The following is a 16,661-nucleotide window of genomic DNA, read 5'->3' as shown; positions in this document are numbered from 1 at the left end:
TATTCATATGTATTGCTATTTTTATTATTTATATAGCTGACATCAATAATTAACCTTTCTTTTCTGTTTATATAGAGTGAGCACGGCTATTTATGTTATTTTAACAACGATTATTACCAAGCCCATTTATCTGGCTTATAAATTGAAATTAATTATTTTATTGAGAAATGGTTAGGGAGAACCTACATGGCCATAAGCATCAAGGGTGTTAATACCGGTGTTATTCGCAAGAGTAATAATTTCATTGCACTGGCGCTGAAAATTAAAGAGCCTCGCAATAAAGAATCGTTGTTCTTCATGTCTGTAATGGAACTGCGTGACATGCTGATTGCGCTGGAAAGTCGTTTGCATCAAAAGCATAAACTCGACGCTGATTCTCGTCTTCAGTATGAGCAGGCTCGCGATAAAGTCATAAAAAAAATGGCAGAAAATATCCCAGAAATCCAGGTTGATGAGCTGAAAAATGCCGATATTAATCGCCGGGTTAACACGCTGGAACTTACCGATAATCAGGGCGAAAATCTTAATTTCGCATTAACGCTACATGATGGCAGCAAATGCGAATTAGTGGTCAATGAGTTGCAGATTGAAATGCTGGCGCGAGCAATCATTCATGCAATTAATAATGCAGAAATGCGTGAACTGGCGTTACGTATTACATCGTTGTTAGATTTCCTACCGCTATATGATGTCGACTGCCAGGATGATGGCAATCTGGAATATGACACCTATTCCCAACCGGAATGGAAACATGATCTGTTTAGTCATTATCTGGCCGTACTTTATCGCTTTAAAGATGAAGGTGGCAAAGAGCAATTTAGCGGTGCAGTAGTAAAAACGCGTGAAGCAACACCGGGTAAAGAAGTGGAGGCTATCACTCGCCGGATGCTTGATTTCAGCCCTCGACTGAAAAAGCTCGCTGGAGTGCCGTGTCAGGTCTACGTTCGTACTGTGGCAGCCAATAACGCCCAACCACTAACCCAGGATCAATGCCTACGCGCACTGCATCACCTACGCGTTCAATCCATCAACAAAACTGCACCACAGGCGAAATAATCCCATCTTTGCTAATGCGAGGCTGGAGCCATCCAGCCTGAAATGACTGATAACGTGATCGTTGATCATGCCGGATGCAGCGTAAATGCCTTATCCGGCCTACAAATTCTCAAGCATTCAATCAGTTGCAATGCCTGATGTAGGCCTGATAAGCGAAGCGCATCAGGCAATTATACGTTTGTCACCCAGCCTCTGGATCCCATCAGTTCGGGCACTTATATACCTGACCGATAATCTGGCTGTCAGTCGGGACAAAGCTGGACAACATGCCCTGCGACGGGCTGCTGATACCATAAATCACGTTACCGCCCATTGCTGCCGCCTGGTTGCGCAGATCGTTTGCCGCACCACGCATAGAACCGCCCTCTTCACCGTGTTGTCCGGAAAGCCAGTTACTTTGCTTACCAGTAGCAGTACCAATCAGCTGGCACTCTGCACCTGGTTGCTCGTCCACGATGCGAACACTCTGTCCGGCAGCGCTCAATTCGTTGCTGGAGCTACAACCCGCCATCAGTAGCGCGGCACCGACAATCCCTGCTAAGTATTTTACGTGCATGTTATTCCCCATAATCAATGAGCTGGACGCAACTCGCGTCGTCCGTGTCTGAATCTTATACTAGAAAGATGACCAAAAGAAAAACCCCCAGACATTTCTGCCCGGGGGTTTCTTTATTTCTGCGAGGTGCAGGGCAATTACATCATGCCGCCCATGCCACCCATGCCGCCCATACCGCCAGCAGCGCCTAAGTCAGCTGCATCGTTTTTCGGCAGGTCGGTAACCATGCACTCGGTGGTGATCATCAGGCCAGCCACAGAAGCTGCGTACTGCAGAGCAGAACGAGTTACTTTGGTTGGATCCAGGATACCCATGTCGATCATGTTGCCGTATTCTTCGGTTGCTGCGTTGTAGCCGTAGTTGCCGTCGCCAGCTTTAACGGTGTTAGCAACAACAGACGGTTCTTCACCGCAGTTCAGTACGATCTGACGCAGCGGAGCTTCCATTGCACGCAGTGCAACTTTGATACCCACGTTCTGCTCTTCGTTCTGACCACGCAGGTCAGCCAGTTTAGACGCTACGCGGATCAGCGCAACACCACCACCAGCAACCACGCCTTCTTCTACCGCAGCACGGGTCGCGTGCAGGGCGTCTTCAACGCGTGCTTTTTTCTCTTTCATTTCAACTTCGGTAGCAGCACCAACTTTGATAACTGCAACGCCGCCTGCCAGTTTCGCTACGCGCTCCTGCAGTTTTTCACGGTCGTAGTCAGAAGTTGCTTCTTCAATCTGCTGACGGATCTGAGCAACACGGCCCTGAATCGCAGCTTCTTCACCCACGCCATCGATGATGGTGGTGGTGTCTTTGTTGATCACAACACGTTTAGCCTGACCCAGGTCTTCCAGGGTTGCTTTTTCCAGCTCCATACCAATCTCTTCAGAGATTACGGTACCGCCAGTCAGGGTTGCGATATCCTGCAGCATAGCTTTACGGCGATCGCCGAAGCCCGGAGCTTTAACCGCAGCGACTTTCACAATGCCACGCATGGTGTTAACAACCAGAGTTGCCAGCGCTTCGCCTTCAACATCTTCAGCGATGATCAGCAGCGGTTTGCCTGCTTTTGCAACGGCTTCCAGAACCGGCAGCATTTCGCGGATGTTGGAGATTTTCTTGTCAGCCAGCAGGATGAACGGGCTTTCCAGTTCTACTGCGCCAGTTTCCGGCTTGTTGATGAAGTAAGGAGACAGGTAGCCACGGTCGAACTGCATACCTTCAACCACGTCCAGTTCGTCCTGCAGACCAGTACCGTCTTCAACGGTGATAACGCCTTCTTTACCGACTTTATCCATCGCTTCAGCGATCAGTTTACCTACGGTTTCGTCGGAGTTAGCGGAGATAGTACCAACCTGAGCAATCGCTTTAGAGTCGGAGCACGGTACGGACAGCGCTTTCAGTTCTTCAACTGCAGCAGTAACGGCTTTGTCGATACCACGTTTCAGGTCCATCGGGTTCATGCCCGCGGCAACAGCTTTCAGGCCTTCAGTAATGATAGCCTGAGCCAGTACGGTTGCGGTGGTGGTACCGTCGCCTGCTGTGTCGTTCGCTTTAGAGGCAACTTCTTTCACCATCTGCGCACCCATGTTTTCGAACTTGTCTTCCAGTTCGATTTCACGAGCAACGGAAACACCATCTTTGGTGATGGTCGGTGCACCGAAAGATTTATCCAGAACTACGTTACGGCCTTTCGGACCGAGGGTAACTTTCACTGCATCTGCCAGTACGTTTACGCCGCGCAGCATTTTCACACGAGCGTCGTTACCGAATTTTACGTCTTTAGCTGCCATTATCTTTATTCCTTAAATTCGTATGTTCAGTGTCGTGCGCGGATTACGCTTCAACAATTGCCAGAATGTCGCTTTCGGACATGATCAACACTTCTTCATTGTCGATCTTCTCAGACTTCACACCGTAGCCATCATTGAAAATTACGATGTCGCCAACTTTCACGTCCAGCGGCTTCACTTCACCATTTTCAAGGATGCGGCCATTGCCAACAGCCAGCACTTCGCCACGGGTAGATTTAGCCGCTGCAGAGCCGGTCAGAACGATGCCGCCAGCAGATTTAGTTTCAACTTCTTTACGCTTGACGATCACGCGATCATGCAATGGACGAATATTCATTGATAACTCTCCTTTGAGAAAGTCCGTATCTGTTATGGGTGACGCCGGACCTTACGTGGTTTCCCGGCTGGTGACCAGTGAAATGGGGATGGGCTTCTCCCCCTTCAAGGGGGCAAATGAAAAAAAATTCTGATCAGTACAAAATCGGGTAAAAATCCTGATTCACATCACATTTCATCGCAATTTCTCCATCGCCGCCATACGCGAATCTGATTGTGCTACCATCGAAAACCTGCGCAGTTGCCCAAATTTTGGGCACAATTGGACATTAACCCATGAGTGGACTCAAACAAGAACTGGGATTAGCCCAGGGGATCGGCCTGTTATCAACCTCATTATTAGGCACGGGCGTGTTTGCCGTTCCCGCATTAGCAGCCCTGCTAGCGGGCAATACCAGCCTGTGGGCCTGGCCCGTTTTGATTATTTTAGTGTTCCCGATTGCAATCGTCTTTGCGCTGCTGGGACGCCACTATCCCAGTGCGGGCGGCGTCGCGCACTTCGTTGGTATGGCGTTTGGCTCGCGGCTTGAGCGAGTCACTGGCTGGCTATTTTTATCGGTCATTCCCGTAGGCCTGCCCGCTGCACTACAAATTGCCGCCGGCTTTGGCCAGGCAATGTTTGGTTGGCATAGTTGGCAACTGTTGTTGGCAGAACTTGGTACGCTGGCGCTGGTGTGGTACATCGGCACTCGCGGTGCCAGTTCCAGTGCTAATCTACAAACGGTTATTGCCGGGCTTATCGTCGCGCTTATTGTCGCTATCTGGTGGGCGGGCGATATTAAACCTGCGAATATCCCCTTCCCGGCACCTGGTAATATCGAACTTTCCGGGTTGTTTGCTGCGTTATCGGTGATGTTCTGGTGCTTTGTCGGTCTGGAGGCATTTGCCCATCTCGCCTCGGAATTTAAAAATCCAGAGCGTGATTTTCCCCGCGCTCTGATGATTGGTCTGTTGCTGGCAGGATTAGTCTATTGGGGCTGTACGGTGGTGGTATTACGCTTCGACGCCTATGGTGAAAAAATGGCGGCGGCAGCATCGCTTCCAAAAATTGTGGTGCAGCTGTTCGGTGTAGGAGCGTTGTGGATTGCCTGCGTGATTGGCTATCTGGCCTGCTTTGCCAGTCTCAACATTTATATACAGAGCTTCGCCCGATTAGTCTGGTCGCAGGCGCAACACAATCCTGACCACTACCTGGCACGCCTCTCTTCTCGTCATATCCCGACTAATGCCCTTAATGCCGTGCTCGGCTGTTGCGTGGTGAGCACGTTGGCGATCCATATGTTAGAGATCAATCTGGACGCACTTATCATCTATGCCAACGGCATCTTTATTATGATCTATCTGTTATGCATGCTGGCAGGCTGTAAATTATTGCAAGGACGTTATCGACTACTGGCGGTAATTGGCGGGCTGTTATGTGTTCTGTTACTGGCGATGGTCGGCTGGAAAAGTTTATATGCACTGATCATGCTAGTGGGGTTATGGCTATTTCTGCCAAAACGAAAAACGCCGGAAAATGGCATAACCACATAATCCGGCGTTTCGTCATTAATCCTGGCGATCGTCTTTATGATCAAGGCGGTCGCGGTCATCATCCTTTCGTTGATACTCACCATCAAAAGTATTACCGCCACCGGTCCCGGCGCTAAATCCGCCGCCCGGCATACGGGAAAAGCGCAAATGCGGCATCAGCTTCACTGTCAGATGCTTTTGCACTGGCGGTAATAAAAGAAGAAGACCGAGGAAATCAGTGAAAAAGCCCGGTAATAAAAGCAGCAAACCGGCAATGATCAACGAAACACTTTTAATCATTTCCGCCGCTGGGTTTTCTCCCGCCGCCATTTTTTGTTGCATCAGCACAAAATTCTTAAAGCCCTGATTACGTACCAGTGACATACCAATAACTGAGGTGAATATAACCAGCACGAGGGTCAGCAATACCCCCAGCACATGAGCAACCTGAATAAAGATTGAAATCTCAATATAGACATAAAGGAAAACGGCAATTAAAGGTAACCAGCGCAAAGGTTTCTCCTGTAATAGCAACCAGTTAAATCTGGTCGCCTGAATGGGTTGCGAATCGCGTTCAGCTTATATTGTGGTCATTAGCAAAATTTCAAGATGTTTGCGCAACTATTTTTGGTAGTAATCCCAAAGCGGTGATCTATTTCACAAATTAATAATTAAGGGGTAAAAACCGACACTTAAAGTGATCCAGATTACGGTAGAAATCCTCAAGCAGCATATGATCCCTGGTATTCGGCCGATGCAGGGGATAATCGTCGGTCGAAAAACATTCGAAACCACATATATTCTGTGTGTTTACAGCAAATCATTGGCAGCTTGAAAAAGAAGGTTCACATGTCAAACAACATTCGTATCGAAGAAGATCTGTTGGGTACCAGGGAAGTTCCAGCTGATGCCTACTATGGTGTTCACACTCTGAGAGCGATTGAAAACTTCTATATCAGCAACAACAAAATCAGCGATATTCCTGAATTTGTTCGCGGTATGGTAATGGTTAAAAAAGCCGCAGCTATGGCAAACAAAGAGCTGCAAACCATTCCTAAAAGTGTAGCGAATGCAATCATTGCCGCATGTGATGAAGTCCTGAACAACGGAAAATGCATGGATCAGTTCCCGGTAGACGTCTACCAGGGCGGCGCAGGTACTTCCGTAAACATGAACACCAACGAAGTGCTGGCCAATATCGGTCTGGAACTGATGGGTCACCAGAAAGGTGAATATCAGTACCTGAACCCGAACGACCACGTTAACAAATGTCAGTCCACTAACGACGCCTACCCGACCGGTTTCCGCATCGCGGTTTACTCTTCTCTGATTAAACTGGTAGATGCTATTAACCAACTGCGTGAAGGCTTTGAACGTAAAGCTGTCGAATTCCAGGACATCCTGAAAATGGGTCGTACCCAGCTGCAGGACGCAGTACCGATGACCCTCGGTCAGGAATTCCGCGCTTTCAGCATCCTGCTGAAAGAAGAAGTGAAAAACATCGAACGTACCGCTGAGCTGCTGCTGGAAGTTAACCTCGGCGCAACTGCAATCGGTACTGGCCTGAACACGCCGAAAGAGTATTCTCCGCTGGCAGTGAAAAAACTGGCTGAAGTCACTGGCTTCCCATGCGTACCTGCTGAAGACCTGATCGAAGCGACCTCTGACTGCGGCGCTTACGTTATGGTTCATGGCGCACTGAAACGCATGGCTGTGAAGATGTCCAAAATCTGTAACGACCTGCGCTTGCTCTCTTCTGGCCCACGTGCCGGCCTGAACGAGATCAACCTGCCGGAACTGCAGGCAGGCTCTTCCATCATGCCAGCTAAAGTAAACCCAGTTGTTCCGGAAGTGGTTAACCAGGTTTGCTTCAAAGTCATCGGTAACGACATCACTGTTACCATGGCAGCAGAAGCGGGTCAGCTGCAGCTGAACGTTATGGAGCCGGTCATTGGCCAGGCCATGTTTGAATCCGTTCACATTCTGACCAACGCTTGCTACAACCTGCTGGAAAAATGTGTTAACGGCATCACTGCTAACAAAGAAGTGTGCGAAGGTTACGTTTACAACTCTATCGGTATCGTCACTTACCTGAACCCATTCATCGGCCACCACAACGGTGACATCGTGGGTAAAATCTGTGCCGAAACTGGCAAGAGCGTACGTGAAGTCGTTCTGGAGCGCGGTCTGTTGACTGAAGCAGAACTAGACGATATTTTCTCCGTACAGAACCTGATGCATCCGGCTTACAAAGCAAAACGCTATACTGATGAAAGCGAACAGTAATCGTACAGGGTAGTACAAATAAAAGAGGCACGTCAGACGACGTGCCTTTTTTCTTGTGAGTAGTAACTTAAAAACAACAACCTGATATCAACTTGTTAAAAAACAAGGAAGGCTAATATGCTAGTTGTAGAACTCATCATCGTTTTGCTGGCGATCTTCTTGGGCGCCAGATTAGGGGGAATTGGTATTGGTTTTGCAGGTGGATTGGGGGTGCTGGTTCTTGCCGCTATCGGCGTCAAGCCTGGTAACATCCCATTCGATGTAATTTCCATTATCATGGCGGTTATCGCTGCTATTTCTGCTATGCAGGTTGCTGGCGGTCTGGACTATCTGGTTCACCAGACAGAAAAGCTGCTGCGCCGTAACCCGAAATACATCACGATCCTTGCACCGATCGTGACCTATTTCCTGACCATCTTTGCTGGTACCGGCAACATCTCTCTGGCAACACTGCCAGTTATCGCTGAAGTTGCGAAGGAACAAGGCGTTAAACCTTGCCGTCCGCTGTCTACTGCAGTGGTATCCGCGCAGATTGCGATCACCGCATCACCAATCTCTGCGGCGGTGGTTTACATGTCTTCCGTGATGGAAGGTCATGGCATCAGCTACCTGCATCTGCTCTCTGTGGTCATCCCGTCTACCCTGCTGGCAGTTCTGGTGATGTCCTTCCTGGTAACCATGCTTTTCAACTCCAAACTGTCTGACGATCCGATTTATCGCAAGCGTCTGGAAGAAGGTCTGGTTGAACTGCGCGGTGAGAAGCAGATTGAAATCAAACAAGGCGCGAAAGCATCCGTCTGGCTGTTCCTGCTGGGCGTAGTTGGCGTGGTTATCTATGCGATTATCAACAGCCCGAGCATGGGCCTGGTTGAAAAACCGCTGATGAACACCACTAACGCTATCCTGATTATCATGTTGAGCGTTGCAACCCTGACCACTGTTCTTTGCAAAGTGGACACCGACAACATCCTCAACTCCAGCACCTTCAAAGCAGGTATGAGCGCCTGTATTTGTATCCTGGGTGTTGCATGGCTGGGCGACACTTTCGTTTCCAACAACATCGACTGGATCAAAGATACCGCTGGTGAAGTCATTCAGGGCCATCCGTGGCTGCTGGCTGTTATCTTCTTCTTTGCTTCTGCTCTGCTGTACTCTCAGGCTGCAACTGCAAAAGCACTGATGCCGATGGCTCTGGCGCTGAACGTTTCTCCACTGACCGCTGTAGCTTCTTTCGCAGCCGTATCTGGTCTGTTCATTCTGCCGACCTACCCGACGCTGGTTGCTGCGGTACAGATGGATGACACGGGTACCACTCGTATCGGTAAATTCGTCTTCAACCATCCGTTCTTCATCCCAGGTACTCTGGGTGTTGCCCTGGCCGTTTGCTTCGGCTTCGTGCTGGGTAGCTTCATGCTGTAATGACAAATCGCGGGGCGTTCACGCCCCGCTTTCTTTCCCGCCGACTAACATCCTTTCCTCGTCCGTTGTATAGTGACCTCTCTCTTGCGGTTCCATCTGTTCTTGCGAGGTGTTTATGCTTGATGATAAAAGTTCGAATACCGCGTCTGTCGTAGTGCTGTGTACCGCACCGGATGAAGCGACAGCCCAGGATTTAGCCGCCAAAGTGCTGGCAGAAAAACTGGCGGCCTGCGCGACCTTGATTCCTGGCGCTACCTCTCTCTATTACTGGGAAGGTAAACTGGAACAGGAATACGAAGTGCAGATGATTTTAAAAACCACCGTATCTCACCAGCAGGCACTGCTGGAATGCCTGAAGTCTCATCATCCGTATCAAACCCCGGAGCTTCTGGTTTTACCTGTTACACACGGAGACACAGATTACCTCTCATGGCTCAACGCATCTTTACGCTGATCCTGCTACTTTGCAGCACTTCCGTTTTTGCCGGATTATTCGACGCGCCGGGACGCTCACAATTTGTCTCCGCGGATCAAGCCTTTGCTTTTGATTTTCAGCAAAACCAACATGAGCTTAATCTGAGCTGGCAGATCAAAGACGGTTACTATCTTTACCGTAAACAGATCCGCATTACGCCGGAACAAGCGAAAATTGCCGACGTGCAGTTACCGCCAGGCGTCTGGCATGAAGATGAGTTTTACGGCAAAAGCGAGATTTACCGCGAGCGGCTGACGCTTCCTGTGACCATCAACCAGGCAAGTGCTGGTGCGACATTGACTGTTACCTACCAGGGCTGTGCTGACGCCGGTTTTTGTTATCCGCCAGAAACCAAAACCGTTCCGTTAAGCGAAGTGGTTACTAACAACGCGACGCCACCGTCTGCATCAGTTCCGCAGCAAGAGCAGCCCGTCGCGCAATTGCCCTTTTCCGCGCTCTGGGCGTTGTTGATTGGTATCGGTATCGCCTTCACGCCATGCGTGCTGCCAATGTACCCACTCATTTCCGGTATCGTGCTGGGCGGTAAACAGCGGCTATCCACCGCCAGAGCATTGTTGCTGACTTTTATTTATGTGCAGGGGATGGCACTGACCTACACGGCGCTGGGTCTGGTGGTTGCCGCCGCAGGGTTACAGTTCCAGGCAGCGCTACAGCATCCTTACGTGCTTATCGGCCTCGCTATCGTCTTTACCTTGCTGGCAATGTCGATGTTTGGCTTGTTTACCCTGCAACTCCCCTCTTCGCTGCAAACGCGCCTCACGCTAATGAGCAATCGCCAACAAGGTGGCTCGCCCGGCGGTGTGTTTGTTATGGGGGCGATTGCCGGGCTGATCTGTTCACCATGCACCACCGCACCGCTTAGCGCGATTCTGCTGTATATCGCCCAAAGCGGAAACATGTGGCTGGGCGGCGGCACGCTTTATCTCTATGCGCTGGGCATGGGCCTGCCGCTGATTCTAATTACCGTCTTTGGTAACCGCCTGCTGCCGAAAAGCGGCCCGTGGATGGAACAGGTCAAAACCGCATTTGGTTTTGTGATCCTCGCACTACCGGTCTTCCTGCTGGAGCGAGTGATTGGTGATATATGGGGATTACGCTTGTGGTCGGCGCTGGGTGTCGCGTTCTTTGGCTGGGCCTTTATCACCAGCTTACAGGCCAAACGCGGCTGGATGCGTATTGTGCAAATAATCCTGCTGGCAGCGGCGTTGGTTAGCGTGCGCCCACTCCAGGATTGGGCATTTGGCGCGACGCATACCTCGCAAACTCAGGCGCATCTCAACTTTACACAAATCAAAACGGTAGATGAGTTAAATCAGGCACTTGCTGAAGCCAAAGGCAAACCGGTGATGTTAGATCTCTACGCCGACTGGTGTGTTGCCTGTAAAGAGTTCGAGAAATACACCTTCAGCGACCCACAGGTGCAAAAAGCACTGGCTGACACGGTCTTACTTCAGGCCAACGTCACTGCCAACGACGCCCAGGATGTGGCGCTGTTAAAGCATCTAAATGTCCTTGGCCTACCGACAATTCTCTTTTTTGACGGACAAGGCCAGGAGCATCCACAAGCGCGCGTCACGGGCTTTATGGATGCTGAAACCTTCAGCGCACATTTGCGCGATCGCCAACCGTGAACGACACTTGCAGTGGGAAAGACGGAGGAAAATAGCGTGCAACGTGAAGATGTACTGGGAGAAGCCCTGAAATTATTAGAATTACAAGGGATTGCCAACACCACGCTGGAGATGGTTGCTGAACGTGTGGATTATCCACTGGACGAGCTGCGCCGCTTCTGGCCAGACAAAGAGGCGATCCTCTACGATGCCCTGCGCTATCTTAGCCAACAGATAGATGTCTGGCGTCGTCAGCTGATGCTGGACGAGACGCAATCCGCCGAGCAAAAACTGCTGGCGCGTTATCAGGCGCTATCGGAGTGCGTTAAAAACAACCGCTATCCAGGCTGTCTGTTTATCGCTGCCTGTACGTTTTATCCCGATCCTGGTCACCCTATTCATCAATTGGCCGATCAGCAAAAAAGCGCGGCCTACGACTTTACCCACGAACTGTTAACCACGCTGGAAGTGGACGATCCGGCGATGGTAGCAAAGCAGATGGAACTGGTGCTGGAAGGGTGCCTGAGCCGAATGCTGGTAAATCGTAGCCAGGCGGATGTCGACACCGCACATCGGCTGGCGGAAGATATCCTGCGCTTCGCCCGCTGCCGCCAGGGTGGCGCACTGACCTGACAGAAACACAGAAAAGAAGCGATTTGCCGCAATCTTAAGCAGTTGAATCGCTTTTACTGAAATTAGGTTGACGAGATGTGCAGATTACGGTTTAATGCGCCCCGTTGCCCGGATAGCTCAGTCGGTAGAGCAGGGGATTGAAAATCCCCGTGTCCTTGGTTCGATTCCGAGTCCGGGCACCACCGCATCAAAGCACGTTGGTTAAGGGATGAGATCCTTAACGGGCGTTTAATACAGGATTCGGTCATTACGGAATCTCCATCAGCGTAGTTCGGTTACACTGGTTGAATTCAGAATCGTATCCTCAAACAGGGTGTCTGCTGTAACAGACACCCTGTTCTCGTTGCTGTATATTCTTACAACCTGAAATATCCCTGTCAAGTTGTGTTAATTTTCCGTCTCTTCTTCCCTGTTCTCTTTCTCCTTACAAACCTCACTGACCGTTCGTGTATCGGTATACAGACCCAGCGCCGTCTCCAGCGTTCCGGCTGCGGATGCAGCACTGACATCCACATACTCCATGGTCGTCGCAATACTCTGATGCCCCAGCATGGATTTAACCAGATGCATGTTTCGCTCCGGTGACTCCATCAGAATCGTCGCCAGCGTGTGCCTGAAACGGTGGGCAGAAACCAGAAAACCACACTCCCGTGACAATCGCCTGAAAAATCCCTTGACCGCCTGATGGGCCCGAGCCGGACAATACACATAATCATCAGGCTCAATGCAGTCTGTAAACCGGCAGACATCAAACAAAAAATCATCAGGACCGGCTCCCAGACGTCGGGCCCGTGACAGGAGGAGTTCCAGGGGCGCTTTCAGTGGTGCCACGATCGGCACACACCACTCACGGTGTGTTTTACTCCCCTCCAGTTGCAGTTCTATCACCCCTTCTCCGGGACAAACATCCTTCAGCCTGATATGCTGCAGCTGATTAAAGCGCATCCCGGTATAACGCAACACATCCAGAACCGTCAGCCAGTATCTTGCCGGATACAGGGCATTACGTCGCCGGTCGCAGGGTACCCTCTGCTGTGTTTCATATTCAGCAAACTTCTGAACAACCAGATAAATCTGGATCATCTGATCTTTGTTCAGCGTCTTCTTCTTTTTCGCCTCCTTTGCCACCGATGCCTCACATAACGGGTTTTCTGTCTGAGGCAGCAGCCCTTTTTTGATCCCGAAACCAAAAATCGCCCGGAGATGCGCCACCTTGTTATTCCACGTGTATGTTGAAAGTGACTGCGTTTTCAGAATCTGACGTCGCCAGCGCTGAATATCACGCTGGGTCACATCCGCCGGAAATCCCCCCTCGCCCATAAAATCAACAAATCCCCGGACAACCTTGCGGTAACTCCATTCCGTATCCGGACGCAGGTTTCTCGAGAAAAAATACTCATCAAGCAGTTCATCCCAGGTCAGTTTCCCGGCCTTCTTTGATCCCATAAAAGCTCCATAACAAATCATTCCTTCCCCGCAGCATTCCGTCACGGAAATGTGATAAACGGGCTGTCTCCGGGGAGCCCTTTTCCGCTGAACAGACTGCGGCTTTTCACCAGGTAACCGCTGACAGGTTGATAACGCCCTGTTCGTTCTGCCGAATCATACAGTCTGGCCTGAATAAAGCGCTCCCCGGAACGAACCCGGTGAAGCCCCGCACGCTCAAATACGGACTGAACATAACGGCGATCATGATTGCTCCCCATCTGTTTCAGATACAGGTAAAACACATCCGGTACACGCAGAAAAGCATATCCGGCAATTAGATGAACTCTGGCATCAGGCTGATTCACCGGGATCTCTCCCGAATCCAGTCCATGTCTGAGCCATTCAATAAATTCACCACTACTGCCCGGAGCCCTGACATTTTCCGTACTGTTCCGGTCCTGTGAGTGCTCTGGTGATTTTTTTATCTCCTGAGCCGGCTCACTGATACATAAAACAGAGCCAAAAATCCCCGTGTCTTGCGCAGGATCACTTTCCGCACCAGCCTGTTCACTGTTTGCACAACCTGATTCATCAGAAACTGTCTCTTTATTTTCAACAGGTTCTGCCACATCAGCCTCCGAGAGATCTGTGTCATCACTGACTGCTGAAAACAGGCTCAGCAGCATATCGGTATCATCATGGAGGCTCTGCTCCTCAGGTGCCTTTTCCTCCGTGTCTGTTGCAGACTGCAACGTATCCGGGACAACTGCTTCGGCCTCACCGCTTCCTGAAACAGATGGCTGCAGCGTAAATTCGCCCACCTCCGGGACGGCCGCCAGCATTTCCGGCGCAATGGCCTCTGTTGATGTTTCTGGCTGGCTATCAGATGGCATATTGTCTTCAGACTGCACAGTGTTTTCTGAGAGTAAAGGTGCTGTTACGGCTTCCGTCACCGATAACGCGAGAAGCGGACTCTCCACCTCTTCTGCCGCCGTTTTCAGGACTGAGCGAATCAATGCCATCTCCGGATGCTGATGCCAGACCGCTCCCGCCAGATTCTGTAATGCCCCCGGCACAGTGGCCAGCCAGGCTGTCGCCCCCTCCGGCAACAACTGCCCAGCCATCACCGCTGCCAGTTGCTGAGCCTCTGTGCCCTGCAGACGTTGCTGTCGGTAGCGAAAACGAAATGCTTCATCCGGTGATGACATCCCCGGCTGCCATAACTTTCCGCTGACCAGTTCCCCCTCCAGGTGTGCAAGAAGTGGCAGGTGATAAAACAGTGCCGACCAGAACACCACGGCATTCCATACACCAGACTGTGCGGCCTGCTCTTCCGGTGTGGCACCGGGCGGAAACATATATCCTCTGGCCAGACGAACGGCATAGGTAGTGAACTGCAGCGTCAGGTCGCCAAAACCGTTGGCATCTGCCCACCGGGAGTCTCTGGCAGCGGGAACGTTCTGCGCTGCCATCAGGAGTTTTTGTACCGGCGCCAGACAGAACTGCTGATACACGTCGGATGGCATACTGCTGTTTTCCCATAACTGCTTCAGACACTGTTTCCTGCGTGGTGTGGACGTCAGCTCCTCTGCAGTCCGGGGTATATAAAAACCTTCCGGCAGATGTTCCGGCTGGCGTGCGGTTTCCGGGGTGGTTGTCTCAGTACCGCTGGTATTGCTGTTACCGGGAAGCAGTTTTTTCAGGCGATTAAGCATTTTCACCCTCCTGCCCGTATACGGCATCGTTTTCCCCGTTTTCTGACGGTGATGTCTCTGTTGCTTTCTGGCTTTGTTCATCTCTGCCAGCCTCTTCCGCCAGCTGGCTCATCAGACTGCTCAGTACCAGGGTTTTACGGGCACGGGTGACCGCAACGTACAACAGGTTAGTTTCGTCCCTCCGTTCATCTTCCGGCATCAGCGGGTCGCTGATATCCGCAAAATCCTCATCCAGTATCACCACCGGCCATTCCAGTCCCTTACTGCGGTGGGCCGTTGACACGGTAATATCCGCATCCTTCTCACTCGTGACGGTGTGCTCCCGCAGAAGCTTCAGTTTCACCGGCAACGGGAAACAGATATCCAGCAAACGAATGGCCTGATTCATCTCCACATCCCGGGTGGATTTGGCTATCCGGCAGTATTCATTAAAATCGCGGTAATCCCGCCGCAGTACATCAGACTGCATCTTTTCCGGCATATCAGCTGAAAACCAGTACAGGTCCTCCAGTGCCTCAGTCCGGTAGCCTTCTATACCCCCCACCCAGTACACCTTCCTGCCGCTCAGACTGGCCATCAGCGCCGTGCATATCACCCCTGCCACCGTCCGGCTCAGTACCGTCCGGTGCCCTTCCGGTTTATCCGCGCCGGTACGGCTCATCAATACTTCATCTTCCCCGCCACTGCCGGTCACCTGTCGTGTCTCACCGGCACGCTGCAAAAGCAGATTCGTCATCCGGGCCACTGACGGGCCAAAGCGGAAGCTCTGCGTCAGCCACAGACAGTCTGCATCGTTCAGAACAGGATGAGAAAGCGCATTATCTGCACCACGAAAGCGGTAAATCTGCTGGTAACGGTCACCAACCAGAATTACCCTGCAGGACTGACTGAGCACCAGTGCAGATGTCACAGGATTGGCGTCCTGTGCCTCATCAAACAGAATGGTGTCCCATCTGCGGGACAGGTCCGGGGATGACAACTGGAACAGCTTCAGGTAGGTATCATGCGTGACAGGGAATGTGCCATCAAGGCGACTCATTTCATGCCACAGCACCTGTACTGCCTGCAGAATGGCTGAAACATCCGTACCGGCCCGGGCATCCTCATCCGGCAAATGCTGCGGCCCCGGCTCCGTGTCAGCACTGCACAGAAACTGATTCAGACTGCTGAGTGCCAGACGAACCAGCAGCCAGTGACGGGTGTTCAGCTTTCTGGCCACATCCGTGATACGCAGGCTGGCAACCAGGCGATTCTGGTAATGTCTGCCGAAGCGCGACCAGGCCAGTTGGTGGGAAGTTTTGCACTCCACATTAAACGGAAATTTACGTTCAGCCTCATCGCGTACAGCGCGGTTATAAGCCAGATACAGCATTCTGCTGTCGGGGTTTACCAGTGCATACTGAGCCAGTGTACTGGTCTTTCCTGTGCCGGCAAAGGCATTCACAACCAACTTCTGCCCCTGCCAGTGGATAATGGCAGACTGTTCATCGGTGGGTGTCAGTGACATACAGGCCCCTGTAAAGAAAAAATGGTGCACACACTCTGCATCACTGCAGAACATGCACACCATCATTAACTCTTTACTGGTGTCGGGAAATTATTCTGTCCAGTACGTATCTGCCACCTGACTGATTAGCGGCAGGCGTAATAACCACTGATACAGGACAACAGACCTTCCTGGCCACCGGGGAAATAATACGCAATAGTGCTTTTCACGCCATTACCACTGATAACGGTTGTGCTGGAGTGCAGCCAGTTATTTTTCAGGTTTGTCCAGCCATCATAGGTTTCCAGTTCGCCCCATTCACTGATAATGCCTTGCAGGAGGCC

Annotated in this window: 14 protein-coding genes and 1 tRNA gene; 8 read left to right on the top strand and 7 right to left on the bottom strand. The window is 51.1% G+C overall.

Annotated elements, in window-relative coordinates:
• The first annotated feature begins 186 nt into the window (after positions 1–186).
• Positions 187–1,056 (top strand): YjeJ family protein, encoded by an 870-nt coding sequence (locus tag FEM44_RS13375; protein ID WP_138159058.1) that lies wholly within the window; start codon positions 187–189, stop codon positions 1,054–1,056.
• A 202-nt stretch (positions 1,057–1,258) separates the two neighbouring features.
• On the opposite strand, the gene FEM44_RS13370 is transcribed toward FEM44_RS13375, so the two are convergent.
• From FEM44_RS13370 to FEM44_RS13360, 3 genes are all read right to left on the bottom strand, one after another.
• Positions 1,259–1,612, bottom strand: a complete 354-nt coding sequence (locus FEM44_RS13370; RefSeq protein ID WP_000558209.1) for a DUF4156 domain-containing protein — start codon at positions 1,610–1,612, stop codon at positions 1,259–1,261.
• A gap of 137 nt (positions 1,613–1,749) precedes the next feature.
• The gene (groL, locus tag FEM44_RS13365; RefSeq protein ID WP_000729132.1) at positions 1,750–3,396 is read right to left on the bottom strand and encodes a chaperonin GroEL; all 1,647 of its coding nucleotides are present in this window, start codon (positions 3,394–3,396) and stop codon (positions 1,750–1,752) included.
• Between the two features lie 43 nt (positions 3,397–3,439).
• Complete coding sequence (locus tag FEM44_RS13360) at positions 3,440–3,733, bottom strand: co-chaperone GroES (protein ID WP_001026276.1); 294 nt, start codon at positions 3,731–3,733, stop codon at positions 3,440–3,442.
• A 275-nt stretch (positions 3,734–4,008) separates the two neighbouring features.
• Between FEM44_RS13360 and yjeH the strand changes: the two genes are divergently transcribed.
• Positions 4,009–5,265, top strand: coding sequence for an L-methionine/branched-chain amino acid transporter (gene yjeH, locus FEM44_RS13355; RefSeq protein ID WP_135523635.1), 1,257 nt, complete (start codon positions 4,009–4,011; stop codon positions 5,263–5,265).
• Positions 5,266–5,280: 15 nt separating this feature from the next.
• Here yjeH and FEM44_RS13350 read toward each other — a convergent pair whose 3' ends face one another.
• Complete coding sequence (locus FEM44_RS13350) at positions 5,281–5,757, bottom strand: FxsA family protein (RefSeq protein ID WP_135385148.1); 477 nt, start codon at positions 5,755–5,757, stop codon at positions 5,281–5,283.
• Between the two features lie 336 nt (positions 5,758–6,093).
• Here FEM44_RS13350 and aspA point away from each other — a divergent pair, with 336 nt between their 5' ends.
• From aspA to FEM44_RS13320, 6 genes are all read left to right on the top strand, one after another.
• Entirely contained in the window at positions 6,094–7,530 is a 1,437-nt protein-coding gene (aspA, locus tag FEM44_RS13345; RefSeq protein ID WP_130205949.1) for an aspartate ammonia-lyase, read from the top strand.
• A gap of 117 nt (positions 7,531–7,647) precedes the next feature.
• Positions 7,648–8,949, top strand: a complete 1,302-nt coding sequence (gene dcuA / locus FEM44_RS13340; protein WP_131161348.1) for an anaerobic C4-dicarboxylate transporter DcuA — start codon at positions 7,648–7,650, stop codon at positions 8,947–8,949.
• Positions 8,950–9,064: 115 nt separating this feature from the next.
• Positions 9,065–9,403, top strand: a complete 339-nt coding sequence (gene cutA / locus FEM44_RS13335; RefSeq protein WP_021560173.1) for a divalent cation tolerance protein CutA — start codon at positions 9,065–9,067, stop codon at positions 9,401–9,403.
• Positions 9,379–11,076 (top strand): protein-disulfide reductase DsbD, encoded by a 1,698-nt coding sequence (gene dsbD / locus FEM44_RS13330; protein WP_135523634.1) that lies wholly within the window; start codon positions 9,379–9,381, stop codon positions 11,074–11,076. Before cutA ends, dsbD begins: the two co-directional genes overlap by 25 nt.
• A gap of 36 nt (positions 11,077–11,112) precedes the next feature.
• Entirely contained in the window at positions 11,113–11,688 is a 576-nt protein-coding gene (locus FEM44_RS13325) for a transcriptional regulator (protein ID WP_024240009.1), read from the top strand.
• Positions 11,689–11,794: 106 nt separating this feature from the next.
• Positions 11,795–11,870, top strand: a tRNA-Phe gene (locus tag FEM44_RS13320).
• 205 nt (positions 11,871–12,075) lie between these two features.
• Here FEM44_RS13320 and FEM44_RS13315 read toward each other — a convergent pair.
• From FEM44_RS13315 to FEM44_RS13305, 3 genes are read right to left on the bottom strand one after another with little or no spacing between them, the layout of a single operon-like run.
• Positions 12,076–13,134, bottom strand: a complete 1,059-nt coding sequence (locus tag FEM44_RS13315) for a tyrosine-type recombinase/integrase (protein WP_135523633.1) — start codon at positions 13,132–13,134, stop codon at positions 12,076–12,078.
• Positions 13,135–13,175: 41 nt separating this feature from the next.
• The gene (locus FEM44_RS13310; protein WP_135523632.1) at positions 13,176–14,831 is read right to left on the bottom strand and encodes a TraI domain-containing protein; all 1,656 of its coding nucleotides are present in this window, start codon (positions 14,829–14,831) and stop codon (positions 13,176–13,178) included.
• Positions 14,824–16,338: a UvrD-helicase domain-containing protein gene (locus FEM44_RS13305; RefSeq protein WP_135523631.1), complete on the bottom strand. Its 1,515-nt coding sequence runs from the start codon at positions 16,336–16,338 to the stop codon at positions 14,824–14,826. The genes FEM44_RS13310 and FEM44_RS13305 overlap by 8 nt, the downstream gene beginning before the upstream one ends.
• Between the last annotated feature and the right edge of the window lie 323 nt (positions 16,339–16,661).

Source organism: Escherichia sp. E4742 (assembly GCF_005843885.1).
Lineage (GTDB): Bacteria > Pseudomonadota > Gammaproteobacteria > Enterobacterales > Enterobacteriaceae > Escherichia.
This window is presented reverse-complemented; position numbering and strand designations above follow the sequence as displayed.